We start from the raw sequence: 17,835 nt of genomic DNA, 5'->3' as shown, positions 1-17,835 counted from the left end.
CCGCGCTGCCGCCCGCCAAAAAAATGATTTATTTTACAACATAAAAAACGGCGTGCGCGATCAGGTCCACATGCCGGAACTAAACCGCGTCGCCGCGTCGCCAGCCTTGTCAACCAAGTCACATCGCCCATCATCGTTTATACTCGACGCCTGATGTAGCTCAACACCAATAAACAATGTCGTTATTCAAGGCCGCGTTTGCTAGCTGAAGCGTCTATTTTGAGGAAAACGTGGACGCTTCTTACGATTACGAGATTATCGAAAGCTTGCACAGCAGCGCGCGCTCGCTGGTCTACCGGGCCCGCTCCACGCACGACCGCAGCGCGCTGATCGTCAAAATCCTGAACCAAAATTTCCCGTCGTTCCAGGAAGTCGCCCAGTTCAAGCGCGAATACGCGATCGCCCAGCGCTGCGGCGACGCCGGCGTGGTGCGCCCGCTGGCGCTACGCCGGCAGGCCGGGCGCTGGACCATCATCCAGGAAGACATCGGCGGCGACTCGCTCAACAAGCTGCTGCGCGGGCTGGCCGCCAACGCCGACGCGATGACGCCGGCGGCGCTGCCGCTAGCCGACTTCTTCGAGATCGCCCTGCAACTGTGCGCGGCGCTCGAGGTGGTCCACGCCAACAGCGTCATCCACAAGGACATCAACCCCGCCAACCTGGTCTGGAACGCCGAGCGGCGGCGCCTGCAATTGATCGACTTCGGCATTTCCTGCGAGCTGGAACAGGAAAGCGCGACGGCCGCCCATCCGCGCACGCTGGAGGGCACGCTGCACTACATGGCGCCGGAACAAACCGGGCGCATGAACCGCGTCGTCGATTACCGCGCCGACTACTACGCCATCGGCGCCACCCTGTACGAACTGCTGACCGGCCAACCGCCGTTCGCCGCCGCCGACGCCATGGAGCTGGTGCACTGCCATCTGGCGCGCGCGCCGGACTGGTCGCTGCCGCCGCTGGAGAACTTGCCGGGACCGCTGCTGGCGGTCTTGCAGCGCCTGCTGGAAAAAAACGCCGAGCAGCGCTACCAGAGCCTGCACGGCCTGAAAAGGGACTTGCAACGCTGCCAGGCGCTGGCGCGCCCCCCCGGCCTGGCCGGCGAGGGCGACGGCGACGGCGAACACGGCGCCGGCCGGTCCGACCACAGCGGTCGCCTGCTGATTCCGCAAAAACTGTACGGCCGCGTAGCCGACGTCGCCGCGTTGCTGGACGCCTTCGAGCGGGCCAGCGCCGGCCCCAGCGAGATGCTGCTGCTGGCCGGCTACTCCGGCATCGGCAAGTCGGCCGTGGTCCACGAGGTGCACAAGCCGATCGCCGCGCGGCGCGCCTTTTTCATCTCGGGAAAGTTCGACCAGTACCGCCGCGACCTGCCCTACGCGCCGCTGGTCGAGGCCTTCCGCGGGCTGGTGCGGCAATTGCTGGGCGAGCCGGAGGCGCAGCTGCGCCAGTGGGCGGCGACGCTGCGCGAGGCGCTCGGCGCCGGCCTCGGGGTAATGGTCGAGCTGATCCCCGAACTGGCGCTGGTGGTCGGCGCCACCGAAGCGGCGACGGCGCTGGCGCCCGTCGAGGCGCGGCACCGCCTGCACCGCCTGCTACGCCAATTCGTCCGGGTGTTTGCCTCGACCGCGCATCCGCTCGTGCTGTTCGTCGACGACCTGCAATGGGCCGACGCGGCGACCCTGACGATGCTCGAACTGTTCATCTGCGACCCGCAGCAGCGCCACCTGCTGCTGCTGGGCGCCTACCGCGACAACGAGGTCGACGCCGCGCACCCGCTGGCGGCGTTGGGCGCGCGGCTGCAACAGGCCGGCGTGCGCCTCACCACGTTGACGCTGGGGCCGCTGAGCGAGACCCAGGTGGCGCAGTTGAACGCCGACACCCTGGGCGCGCCGGCCGCCGCGTGCGCCGCGCTGACGGCGCTGTGCTACCGCAAGACCGGCGGCAACCCCTTCTTCCTGAACCAGTTCCTGCAGGCGATCCACGACGCCGGCCACCTGCGCTACCACTTCGAGCTGGACGGCTGGCGCTGGGACATGGCGGCGCTGGAGCGCGCCAACTACACCGACAACGTGGTCGACCTGATGCTGGCGAAAATAGCCCTGCTGCCGCGGCCGACCCGGCACCTGCTGCAACTGGCGGCGGCGCTCGGCAACCGCGTCGGACTGGCGACGCTGGCAATCGTCGCGCAGCGCTCGCCCCAGCAAACCCAGCGGCACTTGTGGCCGGCGCTGCAAGCCGGCCTGATCCACCCGCTCGACCAGCGCTACAAATACCTGGACGCCGACGCCGACGGCGCCGACATCGGCTACCGCTTCCTGCACGACCGCGTGCAGCAGGCCGCGTACGCGGTGGCCGACCCCGACGCGCGCCGGCGCAACCACCTGCACATCGGCCGCCAACTGCTGCGCCACGCGCCGGCCGCGGCGCTCGACGAGCAGGTGTTCGCCATCGCCGAGCAGCTCAACGCCGGCCGCGAGCTGATCGACGCCCCCGACGAGCGCCTGCAACTGGCCGCCCTGAATTGCCGCGCCGGCCTCAAGGCGCGCGCCGCGGCCGCCTTCCAGGCGACGCTGCGGCACATGCGCGTCGGCCTCGAACTGCTGCCGCAGCGCGCCTGGGACAGCCACCGCGAGCTATACCTCGACCTGCAACTGGGCGCGGCCGAGGCGGCCTACCTGTGCGGTGAATTCGACGCCGCCGAGGCGATCTATCCGCTGCTGCCGGCGCGCTGCGCGACGCCGCTGCAGCACACCCGTTGCATCGCCGTGCAGGCGCGCCAGTACCAGTTGCAGGGCCGGCTGGCGGACGCCATCGCCATCCAGCGCGGCGGCCTGGCCCTGCTGGGTATCGAGGTCGGCGCCGACGACGCCGCGCTGCAGGCCGGCGCCGCGGCGATCCTGGCCGACGCCGAGCGCCTGAGCGCCGGGCGCGGCATGGACGAATTGACGGCGGCGCCCGAAATGGCCGATCCGGCCGCGCGCGCCGCGATGGAGATGATGCAGGGGCTGTGGATGGCCAGCTACTACGCCGGCCAGCAGCACCTGAGCCGCGTCATGGCGCTGTCGATGACGCGCCTGTCGCTACAGCAGGGCAACAGCGATTTCACCGCCGTCGCCTACATCAGTTACACCGCCATCCTGGGCGCCCGCGCGCACGACGGCGAGCGCGCCTACCGCTTCGGCGCCATGGCGCTGGCGCTGGCCAAGCGGCGCGACAACCAGCAGGCGCGCACCCTCACCGGCCTGATGTTCGGCGCCCTGATCCAACACTGGACGCGGCCGCTGCGCAGCTGCGACGCGCTGTACGACGACGCCTTCCACGGCGCGCTGGCCGGCGGCGACCCGGTCAACCTCGGCGTGGTGGCGGCGGTGCGCGCCACCGACCGCCTGATCTGGGGCTTGTACCTGCCCGAGCTGCTGCGGGCGGGCGAGCGCGACCTGGCGCTGATGCGCGCCAACGGCCAGCGCGACCTGGCCGACTGCCTGATCGCCGGCGCGCTGCAGCCGGCCAAATGTTTGATGGGCCTGACCCGGCGCGGCGACAGCTACGACGACGACGGCTTCAGCGAGGCGGCGTTCCTGGCCGAGCACGGCGGCTCGCGCCTGTACCAGGCCTATTTCTACCAGGGCAAAATCCGCAACGCCTATCTCTTCGACTGCGCCGACGCCGAGGCGCTGGCCGGCCACCTCGACGTCGTCGCGCAGATCCTGCGCGACCAGTCCAAGGTTCCCGAAACCACCTTCTACACCGCGCTGATCTGGCTGCGCGCGCTGCGCCGCGCGCCTCGGCGCGGCGACGCCGGCGCCGTGCTGGCGCGCGCCCAAGCCATGCTGGCGCAACTGGCGGGGTGGGCGGCGCAAGGGCCGGACAACTACGCCGCCAAACACCTGCTGGCGCGGGCCGAGTACGCCCGCCAGCGCCAGCACGCCGGCGCGGCGGCGCGCTACTACCGACTGGCCATCGAGGCCGCGCGCGACGGCGGCCACGGCAGCGTCGAGGCGCTGGCCAACGAACTGTGCGGCGAATTCTGGCTTGAGCAGGGCCAGCCACGCGTCGCCGGCGTCTTCCTGCACGACGCGCTGGCACAGTACCGCCAGTGGGGCGCCGACGGCAAGGTCGCGCAACTGGGCGCCCGCCACGGGGCGCTGCTGCGCGGCGCCGCCGGCCATCCGGCCGGCGCAATGCGCCTGGGCGACCCGGGCGCGATCACCGTCAACGGCAGCGGCGCGGCCAATAGCGCCCTCGACCTGGCCTCGATCCTGAAGGCGACGCACGCGCTGTCGAACGAAATCGGCCTACGCAACGTGTTGCAACGACTGCTGACGATCGCCCGCGAGAACTCCGGCGCCCAACTGGCGCGTCTGTTGCTGCTACACGAGCAGGTCTGGCGACTGGAAGGCGATATCGGCACCGACAGCGCGGCCGTGCTGCAGCAGCGCCCGCTGGAGCTGGACGGCGCCGGCGACGCCCAATTCCCGCTGTCGCTGCTGCGCTACGTGGCGCGCAGCGGCGCCGAGATCATCGAAGACCGCATCGGCGCCTCGCCCCGCTTCGGCGCCGACCCGTACGTGCTGGCGCGGCGCCCGCGCTCGGTGATGTGCCTGCCGATCAAGCAGGCGGCGCAGGTGGTTGGCATGCTGTACCTGGAAAACAACCTGGCGGAGGCCTCGTTCACCGCCGAGCGCGTCGAATTTTTGCGCATCCTCGGCGCCCAGGCGATGATTTCCATCGCCCACGCGCGCCTGCACGACAGCCTGGAGCTGCGCGTTGCCGAGCGCACCGCGCAGCTGGAGGACGCCAACCGCCGCCTGGCCACCCTGTCGGCCACCGACGGCCTGACCGGGCTGGCCAACCGCCGCCGTTTCGACGAGATGCTGGCCGCCGAATGGGCCCGCGCCGGCCGCACCGGCCAGCCGCTGGCGCTGCTCATGATCGACGTCGACCATTTCAAAAAATACAACGACTGCTATGGCCACCAGCGCGGCGACGCCTGCCTGAAAAGCGTCGCCGCCTTGCTGCTGGCGGGGGCGCGGCGGGCCGGCGACCTAGCGGCGCGCTACGGCGGCGAAGAGTTCGCCATCGTGCTGCCCAACACCGGCGCCGAGGTGGCGGCCAACTTGGCCGAGGCGCTACGCCGGGGGGTTGAACTGCTGGCCATGCCGCATGCGCAAGCGAGCGCCGGCAAGGTCACCGTCAGCGTCGGCGTGGCGGTGCGCCTGGCCGGCGACGGGAGCGGCGCCGAAGCCTTGCTGCGGGCGGCCGACGACGCCCTGTATGGCGCCAAGCGCGCCGGCCGCAACGCGGTGGTGCTGGCGGCGGCCTGATCACGGGAGATGTGATTGTTTACCAAAGGAGATAATTCGTCTACTATATTGGATATTCGAATGTCACCCAAGGGCCAGCTATGCATCTCGTCATGTGCACCGAAGAACGCCACGCCGAGGCCATCCTCGCCATCCTCAACGACGCCATCGTCCACTCGACCGCGCTGTACGACTACCACCCGCGCGCGCTGGCGACGATGGGGCCGTGGTTCGCCGCCAAGAACAACAACCACTTTCCCGTGCTCGGCTACGAGAACGACGACGGCAAGCTGATGGCGTTCGCCAGCTACGGCACCTTCCGCGCGTTCCCGGCCTTCAAGTACAGCGTCGAGCATTCGATCTACGTCCACAACGACCACCGCGGCGCCGGCCTGGGCCGCAAGCTGCTGGAAGAACTCATCAAAGTGGCGCGCGCGCGCGACGTCCACACGCTGGTCGGCGGCATCGACGCCGCCAACGAGGCCAGCATCGCGCTGCACGCCAAGCTGGGCTTCGAGCACGCCGGCACGATCCGCCAAGCCGGCTTCAAGTTCGGCCGCTGGCTCGACCTGGCGTTCTACCAGCTGATCCTCGACACTCCGCTGCAAGCGGTCGACGGCTGAGCCGCGATGAGCGCCACCGATACCGGCGACGCGGCGGCGCCGAACGACCTGACGCTGGCCATCGCCCAACGCGTCAAGCGCGAACGCGCCGCGCGCAACTGGTCGCTGACGGACCTGGCGGAGCGCTCCGGCGTGTCCAAGGCGATGATCAGCAAGATCGAGCGCGGCGAGGCCAGCCCGACGGCCACGGTGCTGGGGCGCCTGTCCGGCGCGCTGGGCCTGGCGCTGTCGGTGCTGCTGGCGCTGGCGGAGCAGTCCGGCAAACGCGTCAGCCGGCGCGCCGAGCAGGTGGTGTGGCGCGACCCCGGAACCGGCTACACCCGGCGCACCATATCGCCGCCCGGCGGCGGCGTGCTGGAGCACCTGGAAATCGAATTGCCGGCGCGCGTGCGCGTGCCCTACCCGGCCAGCGCGTTCAGCTTCCACCACGAACAGATCATTGTCATGCAGGGCACGCTGGTGTTCATCGAAGGCGCGCTGGAGCACCGGCTGGAGGCCGGCGACTGCCTGCAACTGGGCTCGCCCGAAGACTGCACCTTCCTCAACCCGGGCGAGACGCCCTGCCGCTACCTGATCGCCCTGGTGCGGCGCTAACGATGCCAGGACGCGCCGGTGAATAGCAAGCGGCAAGGCCTCGGCTCCGGCTGGATGGTGGTGGCGGCGCTGTGTTTCGCGCTGATGAGCGCCTGCGTGAAATGGGGCGCCGGCGCCTTCGGCGCGGTCGAACTGCTGTTCTGGCGCACCAGCATCGGCGCGCTGTGCCTGGGCGGCGCGATGGCTTGGCGCGGCCACTCGCCATGGAGCGCGCATTGGGGCGCGCACGCCCGCCGCAGCCTGGTCGGCTACCTGGCGCTGCTGGCGACGTTCTACGCCCTGACCCACCTGCCGCTGTCGACCGCCGTCACGCTCAGCTACACCTCGTCGCTGGCCTTCGCGGTGCTGTGCATGGTCAAGCTGCGCGAGCGGCCGACGCCGCTGATCCTGCTGGCCCTGCTACTCGGGTTTGCCGGCATCGCGCTGCTGCTGCGGCCCTCGCTGACGGCGGAACAATGGCTGGCCGGCCTGGTCGGCCTGGCCTCGGGCGTGCTCGGCGCCTTCACCCTGCTGCAAGTATACGAGCTGGGCCTGCTGGGCGAACCGTCATGGCGCACCGTGTTCTGGTTCTTCGCCATCTCCAGCCTTTTCGGCCTGGCCTGGCTGTTGGCCGGTCCGGGCTTCTCACCGGTCGGCGCGGACAACGTCTGGCCGCTGCTCGGGGTGGGCCTGTTCGGCCTGCTGGGCCAACTGGCGATGACGCACGCCTACCAGCGTGGCCGCAAATACCTGGTGGCCAGCTTCGCCTACCTCACCGTGGTGTTTTCGGCGCTGTTCGGGGTCTGGCTGTGGGGCGATGCCTTGGGCTGGGAGGCGCTGCTGGCGATGCTGCTGATCGTCGGCTCGGGCCTGCTGGCCGCGCGCCGCTGACGCCGGGGGCGTCAGTCGAGGCGCTTGATGCGCTGGCCGTACACGGCCCAAACGCAATCGACGCCGTCGACCCGGCCGCGCAGCACCCAGCCGTTGCCCAATTTCTCGACCGTCACTTCAATTTTCAACTCGGCGGCGACCCGCTCGGCCCATTGGGTGGCCGAGCCGCGGCCCTTGAACAGCTCGTTTCCGTCCTGGACGATGGTGGCGTCGAATACGGACATGGCAAATACGGTCATTCTGGTTCTTCCTTTAAGCGTGTGCGCCGCCTCACTGCGGCGGACGAATTTTACACCGCGCCGGCCAGGACATTCCGATTCGGCTCAATCAGCGCCCTGCGCGACGCCGCGATCGGCCCGCCCGCGTATCAGGGTGGCTCCGCGCCAATAGCTAAAGAGCAGCCAGACGCAGCGCCTGAGCCTGAACTCCTCGGCATTGACGTTGCCCTCGCGCCGGTTATCCGGCTGGTTTAACACGCGGAAAATTACCTCGCTGCCGATGCCCTGTTCGGTCATATAGGCCTCGGCCTGGCGCTCCCCCTGCACGGCGGCCAGTTCAATTCCATATTGAACGATTTCCCATCTGCATAAAGCCGCAGAAGCGCTACTTGCCCGTTGCTCGCTCATGACTACCTCCCTTAGGTTGAATCCATTTTGCGATTGGGAAATATTTAAGCTTTTGATAAATATCAACAATATTTCAGTATCAATTACTCAACGTCGTGTCAATACAACAACCATGGCTGCGCCGGATTTGCCGCTGGACATAGTCGCGAGTGGTAAACTGCGGCGCTCCTACGTTTACCCGCCTCCGGCCATCTGCCCATGCACACCCTCGACCAGCTACGCAGCGGAAAACTGATGGGCATTCAACGCCTGCAACTGGCTTGCGGCCTGACCGAGTTCCCGCGCGAGATCTTCGCGCTGGCCGACACCCTCGAAATCCTCGACCTGTCCGGCAACGCCCTGTCGACGCTGCCCGATGATTTGCCGCGCCTGGGCAAGCTGCGCATCATTTTCTGTTCGGACAACCAATTCACCGAACTGCCAGAGGTGCTGGGCCGTTGCCCCCGGTTAAGCATGGTCGGATTCAAGGCCAACCGTATCCACACGGTATCGGCCAAGTCGCTGCCGGCGGCGCTGCGTTGGCTGGTCCTGACCGACAACCAGATAGCCGAATTGCCCGCCGGGATAGGCGCCTGCGCCCAACTCCAGAAGCTGATGCTCGCCGGCAACCAACTGCGCACGCTGCCGGCGCAATTGGCCGCCTGCACCCGCCTGGAATTGCTGCGCATCGCCGCCAACCGCTTGACTGAACTGCCGGACTGGCTGCTGCAACTGCCACGCCTGACGTGGCTGGCGTACGCCGGCAACCCCTTCTGCGAAAAGCGCGAAATCGCCGCGCTGGCCGACACGCCGATCAGCGGCATCGCCTGGCAGCAATTGCAGATCCAGGATCAATTGGGCGAAGGCGCATCCGGCGTCATCCATCGGGCCGCGCACCGGCGCGGCGACCACACGCACGCCGTCGCCGTCAAACTGTTCAAGGGCTCGGTGACCAGCGACGGCTTGCCGCGCTGCGAAATGGCGGCCTGCATCAGCGCCGGCGCCCATCCGAACCTGATCCCGGTGCAAGGCGAAGTGAAAGACCACCCGGCCGACGTGCACGGCCTGGTGATGGCGCTGATCGATCCGCAATTCGGCAATCTGGCGGGGCCGCCGAACTTGGACTCGTGCACGCGCGACATCTACCCGAGCGGCAAGCAATTCGACCTCGACGCGCTGTTTGGCATCGCCCGCGGTATCGCGTCGGCGGCCACGCACCTGCACCGCCGCGGCATCATGCACGGCGACTTGTACGGCCACAACATCCTGCATTGCCAGCGGGGCCGCGCCCTGCTGGGCGACTTCGGCGCCGCATCCTTCTACGACCCGCAAGCGCCGCACGCGGCGGCGCTGCAGCGACTGGAAGTGCGGGCCTTCGGCTTTCTGCTGGAAGAGTTAATCGAACGCTGCGCCGCGCCGGCCCAGTCGCAACAGGTCGTGCAAGGGCTGGAACAATTGAGCGCCGCCTGCCTGAACGAAGACATGGCGTTGAGACCGTTGTTTGGGGAAATCGAACGGACCTTGTCTCAACATGCTGTTCGCGCCACACCTGGTATCGAGCCCCCCCCCCCCCCTCTACAGCGTCCTCTTTGGGTGACCAGACGCAGCGTAAGCCTCACGGTAGTACCTCTACAACGTGAGCTAAGCTGCTATACTATCGAGCTAAATTTTGAGTTGTATGGGCATTAAACTCTGTTAGGGACTATACTAAATTCGTAATTTAAGTACGTCTGCAACGTGCGAAACAACTTTTATTTTGATGGTATTAGGGGGATAGTTATGTACAGGATCGGTTTTCCGTTCTGGAAACAGGCCGCTAGGCTGGGCATCCCCCTGAAGCTGAGAGTCAACCTCTTGCACGACCAGGATGCCGGAGTTTACGTTGCAACGAGCGGGGATCTCAAGGGCTTGGTGTGCGAGGCGCCGACAATGGACGAGCTCCTGAAAGAACTTAATCTGGCAACAGTGGAACTTCTTTCGCTGCAACTTCATTCCCAGCCAGTCGCGCAGCCAGTGACGGATCTGCGACTCTACCCTGGATGAATGGGTATTACAGACTTGTCACGGAGCTCCTGAGAAAGCATGGCTACGAGTTCTTTCGACAAGGAAAGGGGTCTCATGAGATTTGGTGCAAAGGCACTCACCATCAAATTGTTCCGTTCAATTGCGCGTCTCGCCATACTGCAAATGGAATCATGAAGGACTGCAAGATAGATCATCGATTCTAAGCCCGCCCAGAGCGGGCTTTTTTACACCCATCACTCCAAGACAGCCGGCCGCCGGTGTCGTACTAGTTGTCGCCTACCCGTCAAGATAATTGTCGCTTACCAGGCCGTTACACTGGACAAAACCGCCCAGCCCCCTTACCACATGCGGCGCGCCAGTATCGGCCTACGCCATTCGAAACTTGCGTCGGCGGTCGCCCAGGACGGCGCACAGTTCGACGATGGACAGGCCGCTGACCTCGTTCATGCGCAGCAAGAAAAATGCCCGCACAGGCAAATGGCCGTGACGAATCTTGCTGATGACGGGAGCGGCGATTTTCAACACGCGAGACAAGGCTGCGTCGTTGCTAACCCTTAACTGTTCGCTCACCTTGTCGAGTAATTTCCCGGGATTGTAGAACTGGCTACGCGCTGTGGGTTCGCCAGCTTGTTGCGGTGCTGCAGGCTTAAAATCATCTTGCATGCTGAGTTCCTCGTGGTTGTCAGCGCGCCAATATACCGCTATCGGGCCCCAATTGGAACCGCAACCTCTTCCGAGCGTGAGATGGCTAACTTATGGAAGAAAAAACGAATGCAAAACGCCCGGTAAGCGGCACCGGGCGTTCTTGCTTTACAGCGCTTATCGTATCAAGCGCCGAACAATTTGCTGCCGACGATAAAAACCAAACCGATCAACATCCATATGCCGACGGCGATGAGCCGACCGCGCCACTCCCCCCAGGCGGCCGAGCGCTTAAGCTCGGCGTCGGGGCGGGGCGCCGGCCCGCGCAAGGCGGCGTCGTCGGGATGGTCGTACACCTCGTCGACGCTGCGGTAGGTTTCAAACTCTTCGCCCCGCACGCGCGCACCGAGCCGCTGCGCCAACTCGATCATCAAGGCGACGAACGGTTCGCCGGGACTACTACTCCACAGTTCGCCGTCCTGGAGAATGAGCAACTCGCTGCCGTCGCCCTTGGCGGTATCAAACAGCTGCACACCGGCCGTATGCTCCCGGTCGATCGCCAGCCGCCCCCCCATGCCGGCGAGCGCCGCCTCCACCTCATCTTTTGAGATGGGCAGAGGCTGCCCGTTTTTGGTACGAACGATTGATACGTGATAACCCATTATTGGCACACACCTAAATAGCCGGACTCGATGGCGGTCAAGCCCACGCCCGCGCCGGGACGAATCCTGAGAGTGTCAATCATGCCCTTTCCGCGCTCGTAAAGCAAAGGAATCCCTTCGCCGAAGCTCGCGCCGTACTTCCTCACGTGCGCGCCCCACTGGCCGGCCGTGGTCAAGTCGGCCCAGACGCCAGGCGCGTTGGCCCAGGACACGTCCGGCTGGATGCCGCTCGCCCGGTTCGCGCCGGGCAGGAAGTTGCGCGCGTTTTCGCTCAGGTCGACCGCGGCGCCGGTGGCGCGGTGAATCTGCGTGCCCTCGGTCGCGGCCCGGGTCGTGGTGCTGGCCGCTTTGGCGATCGGGTGCGCCACCGCGGCAACATGCGCGACGTCGGTGCCGACCGTCACGGCATTCTTGACGCCGACGCCGGCGCGGTATGCCTTCAGGCCCGCGCTGGCGCCCGCCGGCAGGAACGGCACACCGGTGGCGATGCCGTCATAGACCAGCCCGACGGCATCCACCGCGGCCCATCCATAGTGGCCCTGCTTGATGTTGTAGGCCAGCGAGGCGCCGCCCATCACCAGGTTGGCGATATCCCAGACGGTTTCGGCCACCGCGCCGCTCGGATCGGTCCGGTTGGCGGGATTGTTGCCGACATAGGCATACAGGTTCAAGCCGTCAACGGTGCCGACGGGATCGGTCTGCAGGAAGCGGCCCATGGCCGGCGAGTAGAAGCGCGCCTTGTAGTAAGACAAGCCCAGTTCGCCGAAATGCAACTGCCCCGTATAACCGAAACGCACGTCATTGCTGGCGGCGGCTTCGCCGAACGGCCCGTAGGCCATGGTGGCGCTGGCCGTGCCGGCGCTGTCGGCGTTGGCGACGATCGAGCCCAGATGGTCGGCATACAACCAGCTCTTGTTGGCGGTCGTGGCGCCCTGGTAGCGCACCAGCGGCTCGTCGGCCCCCGCGCCGTGGACATAGCGCTGCAGCAAGTTGCCGGCCGCATCGTATTCACCGACCATCAGGCTACCCGAATACAGGAAGTTTTTGGTGCCGGCGCCGATGACGCTTTGACGCAGGCGCCCCAGCGCATCATAGGCCAGCGTCGCGGCCAGGCCGGTCTTGCTGGCCGACTTCAGGCGGTTGTCGCCGTCGTAGGCATAGGTCCACACGCCGGTGCCGCTGAGATTGCCGTTGGCATCGTGCGCAATGGCCGCCCCGGCCGCCGCGGTGTACTGGTTCAGGCCGTTGGCGGTGTAGTTCCGGCTGCCGTTGGTGAAACCGCTCCACTGGTAGATATCGTTGCTCCACGAATGCCCAGCCAGATCCTGCACCTGGTTGCGGGTGAACGTCCAGGTGTTGTCCTGCGCGGTACCGCCCAGGTTCTGGGCCACGCTGGCCAGGCCGCCTTGCGTGTTGTAGCCGTACGTGGTGCTGGTGCCGTTGCCGAACGTCAGCGTGGCGCGGCGCGACAGGTCGTCGTAGCCGTAGGTGGCCAGCGCCACGCCGCCCATCTCCTTGATGGCGGTGGGGCGGTTCAGCGCGTCGTAGTCGGTGCTCACGTAGAACGGCGTGGCGTCCGGCCAGGTGGTGCGGACGCGGTTGCCGGCCGCATCGTACAGATACGCCAGCACTTTCCCGCCCGCGTTGACGCTGGTGAGGCGGCTGGCGTTGTCGAACACCGAGCTGATGTCGAAACTGCCGTTGGCGTAGCGCGCCGACGTCTGGCGCGACAGCAGGTCGTAGCTGAACTGGACGTTCTCGGCGGCGTTCGGGTAGGAACGCGAGAGCACGCGGCCCAGGTTGTCGTAGCCGACGGCGACCGTCTCGCCGCCGCGTTTCACGTAGCTGGTCAGGTTGCCCGCATTGTTGTACGCGAACTGCTCGACGTCGGTGGCGGACGAGACGCCGGCCGTCACCTTGTCCGGGTACATCGTCTTGAGCTTGCGCTCATGGCCGTCGTACACGTGCGTGGTCAAGTTGTTCTTGGCGTCCGTGATGGTGGCGATCTGGCCGTTCGGCGTGTAGGTGTAACGCGCGTACTGCTGGGCCAGCGCGGTGCCGACGGCGCGGCTGACGAGCTGCACCTTGTTGTCCAGGAAGTAGGCGGTGTCCGTGATCCGGTTCCCGCCTTCGGCCGCGGTCAAGTTCTCGACCACGCGCACGTTCCGGTCCAGGTCGTCGTAACTGTAGTCGGTCACCGACAGCGGAGCGGCCGCAACGGGGCAGGCGGCGTCGGACGCCATGGTGGCCGGCCCCCAATTCTTCAAGACCTTGCCGCTGGCCGAATAGCTGTGGCAAGCCACCAGCCACTGCGGTCCGACCTGGGTTGCGCTGCGCACCTTGCGGCCGTCGGCATCGTAGACGCTCCTGGCCATCTTGCCGAGCGCGTCGGTGACCTGGATCGGCTGGCGGTTCGCATTGTAGGCGATCGCCACCGTATCGCTGACGTCGGCGCGCGGACCGTCCACCAGCGTCAGGTTGCCGACACCGTCATAGGTGGACGTGGTGGTGAGGTTCAACTGGCCCGTGCCGGCGTCGGTGGTGACCGACTGCTGCACGTACTTGTTGCTGGCGTTGTAGGCCGTCGTGCGCAGCACCGTCGCGCTCGCCGAAATCTTGCTGGTATCGGAGGTCTGCAAATAGAACGGCGGGAAGCCGGCCGCCGTGAAGGCGGTGTAGGCAAAGGTCGTCGTCGGCTGCTGGCCAAGGCTGTCCGCCGGGGACGTGACGGTCAAGGGATTGCCCTGCGCCGTGTAGGTATAACTGGTGGTGCGCAACATGGCGTCGGTGGCGCTGGCCAGCTTGTTGAAGGCGCTTTCGTAGCTCATGCTGTCGCTCAGGATCGGCAAGCCCGAACCCGGTTTCGGCAAGTGGCGCACGGTTTTCACGTTATGCGAGCAGCGCAGCTGCGCGGCGCACGGCGCGTCGTCGTAGACGTACTCGATCGCATTGCCTTCAGGCATCACCGTCCGCGTCGGACGGCTGTGCCCGTCGTAGGTGGTGACGTCGACGCGGCCAAGCGGATCGACCGACTTCAGGATCTTGCCCTGGGCATCGAGGTAGGAGACGCGGCTCTGGCCATACGGCCCCACCTCCTCCGAGCGCGATCCGGCGAAGTAGTAGTCGTACAGCTTGCCGTGCACATTGGTCTGGGTCTGCACCCGTCCCAGCGTGTCGTACACATTGGTCAGCGCGGCGAGCGTCGGGTTGGCCGGATAGAAGACCTTGGTCAAGCGGCCCGGCAAATCGTACTGGTAGGTCGTGGTCTGGCTCATCGCGTCCTTCGACGTCGCCAGGTTGCCGCTGCCGTCGTAGGTGAAGTTGACGGTGCGCGCGCCGTCGGAGACCGAACTGACGCGCCCGCCGACATGGGTGATGGTGAGCGAGCGGCCGACGCTATTGCTCACCTGCGTCAACAGGCCGCCGCTGTACCCATACCTGACCGCGATGCCGGCCGGATGGGTATAGGTGGCCAGCTTGCCCGCGCTGTCATAGCTGAGTACCGCCTTGTTGAGCGTTTCGTAGAAATACGTGCCATCGACGTTGACGCCCAGCTTGGCGGCATTGCCTTGCGGGCTGTTGAACTGGCCGCCGGGCAGCTTGACGAACACTTCGCCGTTCAAGCCCTGCTTGACCACCACCGTGTTGTTGATGATCTGTTCGCCGAACCAGCGCTGGCTCAGCGTTGCAAGCACCATATTGGTCAACGGCTTGGCGGTGTCCGTCATCAGGTCGAGCGAGACCAGCTTCGCGGCGATCGCGCCGACCGCGTCCAGCGCCGAGTCCTCGCCCATGCCCTGGAAGCCATCGGAGCCGACCGCCACGCTGGCGAACATATTGCTGCTCCAGCCTTTGCCGAGCGCGCCGTCCTGCGTCCTGTTACCGGACGTATAGGTGCGCGCGAATTTAAGGCTGAGCGGGAACTCGTCGACGCCCGTGGTCAGGTCGCTCTGCAGGTGCAGGTAGTGGCCTTTGGTCATATCGATCGGATCGCCCCAGGCCGAGCCGGTGGCCGGCTTCAGCGTGAACGGGCTCACCGAATTGATCAACGTGTTGCCGGCCGTGGTGGCCGGCGCCAGCGGGCTGGTGGAGAAGCCGCCCGCCATGCCGCCGCCAATGATGGCGCCGATGCTCGAACCGCTGGCGTTGACCAGCACGCTGAAGTAGCCCGCCCCGGTCCAACTGCCCTCGGTCAGGTTGCAGCGGGCCGGCAAAATCAGGCGCCGCCCGGCCGCGACCGCACTCTGGAAGCCGGCCAACCAGCTGGCGCAGCCAACCAGGTTCGGCTGGACCGCCGAGGCGAAGTTGGCGGCCGTGCCGTCGAAGATCTTGTCGTTGGCCGCCACGGCCTGGTCGATCAGCTTGACCGTCGAGACGGCGCTGCCGCCGGTGGTTTGCTGCACGGCGGTGGACTCGAAGATGCTCGAATACATCGACGAGCTGAAGAACACGGCCGCTTCCTTGCCGACGTTGCCTTCCTGGCTCACGACGCTGAGCATATTGCCCGGCAAGTCGACGAAAGCGGCGGTGTTATAACCGGCAATGCCGACCTGGTGGTGGAACAAGGTGTTGGTCTTCGCCAGCCGGTCGGTGATGTAGGTGGAATGGTTGACCTGGCCGAGCCAGCTCGACGACAGCACCGCCAGCGTCGAACCGAGCACCGCTTCGGAGCCGGCGGCCGCACCGGCGGCCAGTGCCTCGTCGAGGCGGCCGCGGTGCAGGTCGACCGGGCCGCGCCCGGCGGGTCCCCATCCGTTACCGATCAGGAAGGTACCGCCGGCCTTGATCTGCTGGGTAAACGACTGGTTGGCGAAGGTCTGGGCGTAGGCGCCGTGGGTGACGACGAAGGAGACGGTGCCGTAGGTGCCGGGCGTGGTGGCCGTGCCCGTCGCCAGCGCCGCGCCGTCGAGCGAAAGCACCGGCTGGTTCGAGGCGTTGTAGCTGATGCTCAGACGGCGGCCATAGATGGCGTCCGAGCTGAAGGTGCTGTCGATGCCCTGATACTGCACGCGCAGGGTCGGCTTGTAATTGGCCGGCACGTCGGCGCTCCATTCGGTCAGCGCGACGGTCGTGTCCTGGTACGGCAAGCTGGCCTGGCGCAGCGCGTTGCCGGCGTGCGGGACGATGCTCATGCCGCCGACGACGTCGTCGAGCGTGCCCGCCGGGTAGTTGGCGCGCAGATGGGTGGCCAGGTTGTTGGCGTAGTTGGTGAGGTTGCCGCGCACATTGCCGCGATTTAGGCCCTGCACGTAATCGGCGGTCACCACGGCGCCCGTGGTGGCGCCGCTCAGGAAACCGCTGGCGTTGTAGCCCGCCGCCGCCGCCACGTTGATGCCCGGCTTGAAGGTGTGCGCCTTGTAGCTCGGATCGAAGTAATAAAAGGTGCCGCCGATGTTCACCTTGACCCACACGTGGTCGAACTTCATGCTGTGCAATGCCGCGGTCGAACCCGGGCAGCTGCCGGCGGCCGTCGCGGTGACCGACGCCACCGGGATTTGCGCCGATCCCATCAGGTTCAGCACCGCGCACACCTTGCTCGTATCGACGCCCAGCCAGTCGTGCACTTGCGCGGCGGTCAGGTTGACGCGGCCCTTGACGAAGCTGGCCGTGTAGCCCGACTGGCGCAGCAGCGCGATCATCAGCGCCGCCTGGTCGAAGGCGGTGCCCTGGTTGTCGAGCAAGGCGCCGTAGCCGCCCTTCAAATGGCCCCAGGTCGGCACGTACTCGATGTTGTTGCGCACGTATTCGTAGATCAGGTCCGGGTTGCCGCGCAAGGCGCGCGCCAGTTCGGGGATCGAGGCCGGCCCCGCGGGCGCCGCGTCGCCGCCGATGCGCAGGGTGCCGAGCGTGCCCTTGGCCCCGCTCTTGGGCCGCGCCGCCTGCGGCGCCACGCCCAGGTTCATGCGCGCCGGCGTGCGCGCCCAAATCGCCTGCTCGGATTGCGCCGGCGACACCGGCGCCATGATGGCCCGGCTATAGCCTGGCTGTTGAGTGCCGGCGCCGGCGCTGCCGGCCTTGCCGGCGCGCTCGCCCGGCGCCGCCTCGTCGTAGGCAATCGCCGGCGCCTGGCCGAAGGTGGTGTTGCCCTGGGCCTGGACGCCGCCTGCGCAGGCGAGCGCAAGCAGCATCCCGGTCGGTCTGAGTGTGTATCGCATGTCCGTTCCCCTTGTGTCGATGCAAGTGCTTGCACCTTTGTTTTATGCAGACGGCAGGACGCCGCCGCCCTGCCGCGCGACAGTGCGTCCTGGTACAACGAATGTAAAACGACGAGGCGGGGACGCTCAGCTTGGCGCGCCGGTCACCACGTAAGTGGTGCGGTTGCCGGCCGCATCGTAGGTGTAGGTAATGACGACCCCGTTGCTATAGGTGATTTTGCTAATGCGGCTCAAGCTGTCGTAGGTGTAGGTGGCGGAGGCCGCGAACACCGTTGCCGCGACCAGGGACAACGCGGCGCCGGCCATGGTGTTGCGCAGCACGCCGCCGCTGAATTTGGAAAGTACCGCCCTCATAT

General features: G+C 66.5%; 13 protein-coding genes. 7 read left to right on the top strand and 6 right to left on the bottom strand.

Annotated features, from left to right (window positions below; translation table 11 throughout):
* Positions 1 to 230 precede the first annotated feature (230 nt).
* From JANGC3_RS0100585 to JANGC3_RS0100570, 4 genes are all read left to right on the top strand, one after another.
* Positions 231 to 5,324, top strand: a complete 5,094-nt coding sequence (locus tag JANGC3_RS0100585) for a diguanylate cyclase (RefSeq protein WP_017874531.1) — start codon at positions 231 to 233, stop codon at positions 5,322 to 5,324.
* Positions 5,325 to 5,404: 80 nt separating this feature from the next.
* On the top strand, positions 5,405 to 5,926 hold the full coding sequence (locus JANGC3_RS0100580; RefSeq protein ID WP_017874530.1) for a GNAT family N-acetyltransferase: 522 nt from the start codon (positions 5,405 to 5,407) through the stop codon (positions 5,924 to 5,926).
* A 6-nt stretch (positions 5,927 to 5,932) separates the two neighbouring features.
* Entirely contained in the window at positions 5,933 to 6,520 is a 588-nt protein-coding gene (locus tag JANGC3_RS0100575) for a helix-turn-helix domain-containing protein (RefSeq protein ID WP_017874529.1), read from the top strand.
* A gap of 18 nt (positions 6,521 to 6,538) precedes the next feature.
* Positions 6,539 to 7,390, top strand: coding sequence for a DMT family transporter (locus JANGC3_RS0100570; RefSeq protein ID WP_017874528.1), 852 nt, complete (start codon positions 6,539 to 6,541; stop codon positions 7,388 to 7,390).
* Positions 7,391 to 7,401: 11 nt separating this feature from the next.
* Here JANGC3_RS0100570 and JANGC3_RS0100565 read toward each other — a convergent pair whose 3' ends face one another.
* Positions 7,402 to 7,629, bottom strand: a complete 228-nt coding sequence (locus JANGC3_RS0100565) for a hypothetical protein (RefSeq protein WP_026132363.1) — start codon at positions 7,627 to 7,629, stop codon at positions 7,402 to 7,404.
* Positions 7,630 to 7,713: 84 nt separating this feature from the next.
* A complete protein-coding gene (locus JANGC3_RS0100560; protein WP_157406390.1) occupies positions 7,714 to 8,016 on the bottom strand; it encodes a hypothetical protein in 303 nt (100 codons plus the stop codon).
* Between the two features lie 198 nt (positions 8,017 to 8,214).
* On the opposite strand from JANGC3_RS0100560, the gene JANGC3_RS0100555 reads away from it, so the two are divergent.
* The 3 genes from JANGC3_RS0100555 to JANGC3_RS34265 all read left to right on the top strand — a co-directional run bounded on the left by JANGC3_RS0100555 (position 8,215) and on the right by JANGC3_RS34265 (position 10,223).
* The gene (locus tag JANGC3_RS0100555) at positions 8,215 to 9,684 is read left to right on the top strand and encodes a leucine-rich repeat-containing protein kinase family protein (RefSeq protein WP_017874525.1); all 1,470 of its coding nucleotides are present in this window, start codon (positions 8,215 to 8,217) and stop codon (positions 9,682 to 9,684) included.
* A gap of 90 nt (positions 9,685 to 9,774) precedes the next feature.
* Positions 9,775 to 10,038 (top strand): DUF1902 domain-containing protein, encoded by a 264-nt coding sequence (locus tag JANGC3_RS0100550; RefSeq protein WP_017874524.1) that lies wholly within the window; start codon positions 9,775 to 9,777, stop codon positions 10,036 to 10,038.
* Positions 10,035 to 10,223 carry a type II toxin-antitoxin system HicA family toxin gene (locus JANGC3_RS34265; protein WP_081611717.1) on the top strand — a complete coding sequence of 63 codons (189 nt, stop codon included), beginning with the start codon at positions 10,035 to 10,037 and terminating at the stop codon, positions 10,221 to 10,223. Before JANGC3_RS0100550 ends, JANGC3_RS34265 begins: the two co-directional genes overlap by 4 nt.
* Before the next feature lie 163 nt (positions 10,224 to 10,386).
* Here the strand turns inward: JANGC3_RS34265 and JANGC3_RS31085 are convergent, their stop codons facing one another.
* The 4 genes from JANGC3_RS31085 to JANGC3_RS27955 form a co-directional block, all read right to left on the bottom strand.
* A complete protein-coding gene (locus JANGC3_RS31085) occupies positions 10,387 to 10,683 on the bottom strand; it encodes a hypothetical protein (RefSeq protein ID WP_081611716.1) in 297 nt (98 codons plus the stop codon).
* 164 nt (positions 10,684 to 10,847) lie between these two features.
* Positions 10,848 to 11,324: a hypothetical protein gene (locus JANGC3_RS0100540; RefSeq protein ID WP_017874522.1), complete on the bottom strand. Its 477-nt coding sequence runs from the start codon at positions 11,322 to 11,324 to the stop codon at positions 10,848 to 10,850.
* Entirely contained in the window at positions 11,324 to 17,479 is a 6,156-nt protein-coding gene (locus JANGC3_RS27960) for an RHS repeat-associated core domain-containing protein (RefSeq protein ID WP_157406389.1), read from the bottom strand. Before JANGC3_RS27960 ends, JANGC3_RS0100540 begins: the two co-directional genes overlap by 1 nt.
* Positions 17,480 to 17,605: 126 nt before the next feature.
* Positions 17,606 to 17,833, bottom strand: coding sequence for an RHS repeat domain-containing protein (locus JANGC3_RS27955; RefSeq protein WP_017874520.1), 228 nt, complete (start codon positions 17,831 to 17,833; stop codon positions 17,606 to 17,608).
* Between the last annotated feature and the right edge of the window lie 2 nt (positions 17,834 to 17,835).

The organism is Janthinobacterium sp. CG3 (genome assembly GCF_000344615.1).
Classification (GTDB): domain Bacteria; phylum Pseudomonadota; class Gammaproteobacteria; order Burkholderiales; family Burkholderiaceae_D; genus Janthinobacterium.
The sequence above is the reverse complement of the archived record's forward strand: the minus strand, read 5'-3'. Positions and strand labels throughout refer to the sequence as shown.

Coding starts and splice junctions, on each gene's coding strand:
- JANGC3_RS0100580 (WP_017874530.1), top strand. CDS start 5,405: ATGCATCTCGTCATGTGCACCGAAGAACGCCACGCCGAGGCCATCCTC.
- JANGC3_RS0100575 (WP_017874529.1), top strand. CDS start 5,933: ATGAGCGCCACCGATACCGGCGACGCGGCGGCGCCGAACGACCTGACG.
- JANGC3_RS0100565 (WP_026132363.1), bottom strand. CDS start 7,629: ATGACCGTATTTGCCATGTCCGTATTCGACGCCACCATCGTCCAGGAC.
- JANGC3_RS0100560 (WP_157406390.1), bottom strand. CDS start 8,016: ATGAGCGAGCAACGGGCAAGTAGCGCTTCTGCGGCTTTATGCAGATGG.
- JANGC3_RS0100555 (WP_017874525.1), top strand. CDS start 8,215: ATGCACACCCTCGACCAGCTACGCAGCGGAAAACTGATGGGCATTCAA.
- JANGC3_RS0100550 (WP_017874524.1), top strand. CDS start 9,775: ATGTACAGGATCGGTTTTCCGTTCTGGAAACAGGCCGCTAGGCTGGGC.
- JANGC3_RS34265 (WP_081611717.1), top strand. CDS start 10,035: ATGAATGGGTATTACAGACTTGTCACGGAGCTCCTGAGAAAGCATGGC.
- JANGC3_RS31085 (WP_081611716.1), bottom strand. CDS start 10,683: ATGCAAGATGATTTTAAGCCTGCAGCACCGCAACAAGCTGGCGAACCC.
- JANGC3_RS0100540 (WP_017874522.1), bottom strand. CDS start 11,324: ATGGGTTATCACGTATCAATCGTTCGTACCAAAAACGGGCAGCCTCTG.
- JANGC3_RS27960 (WP_157406389.1), bottom strand. CDS start 17,479: ATGCGATACACACTCAGACCGACCGGGATGCTGCTTGCGCTCGCCTGC.
- JANGC3_RS27955 (WP_017874520.1), bottom strand. CDS start 17,833: ATGAGGGCGGTACTTTCCAAATTCAGCGGCGGCGTGCTGCGCAACACC.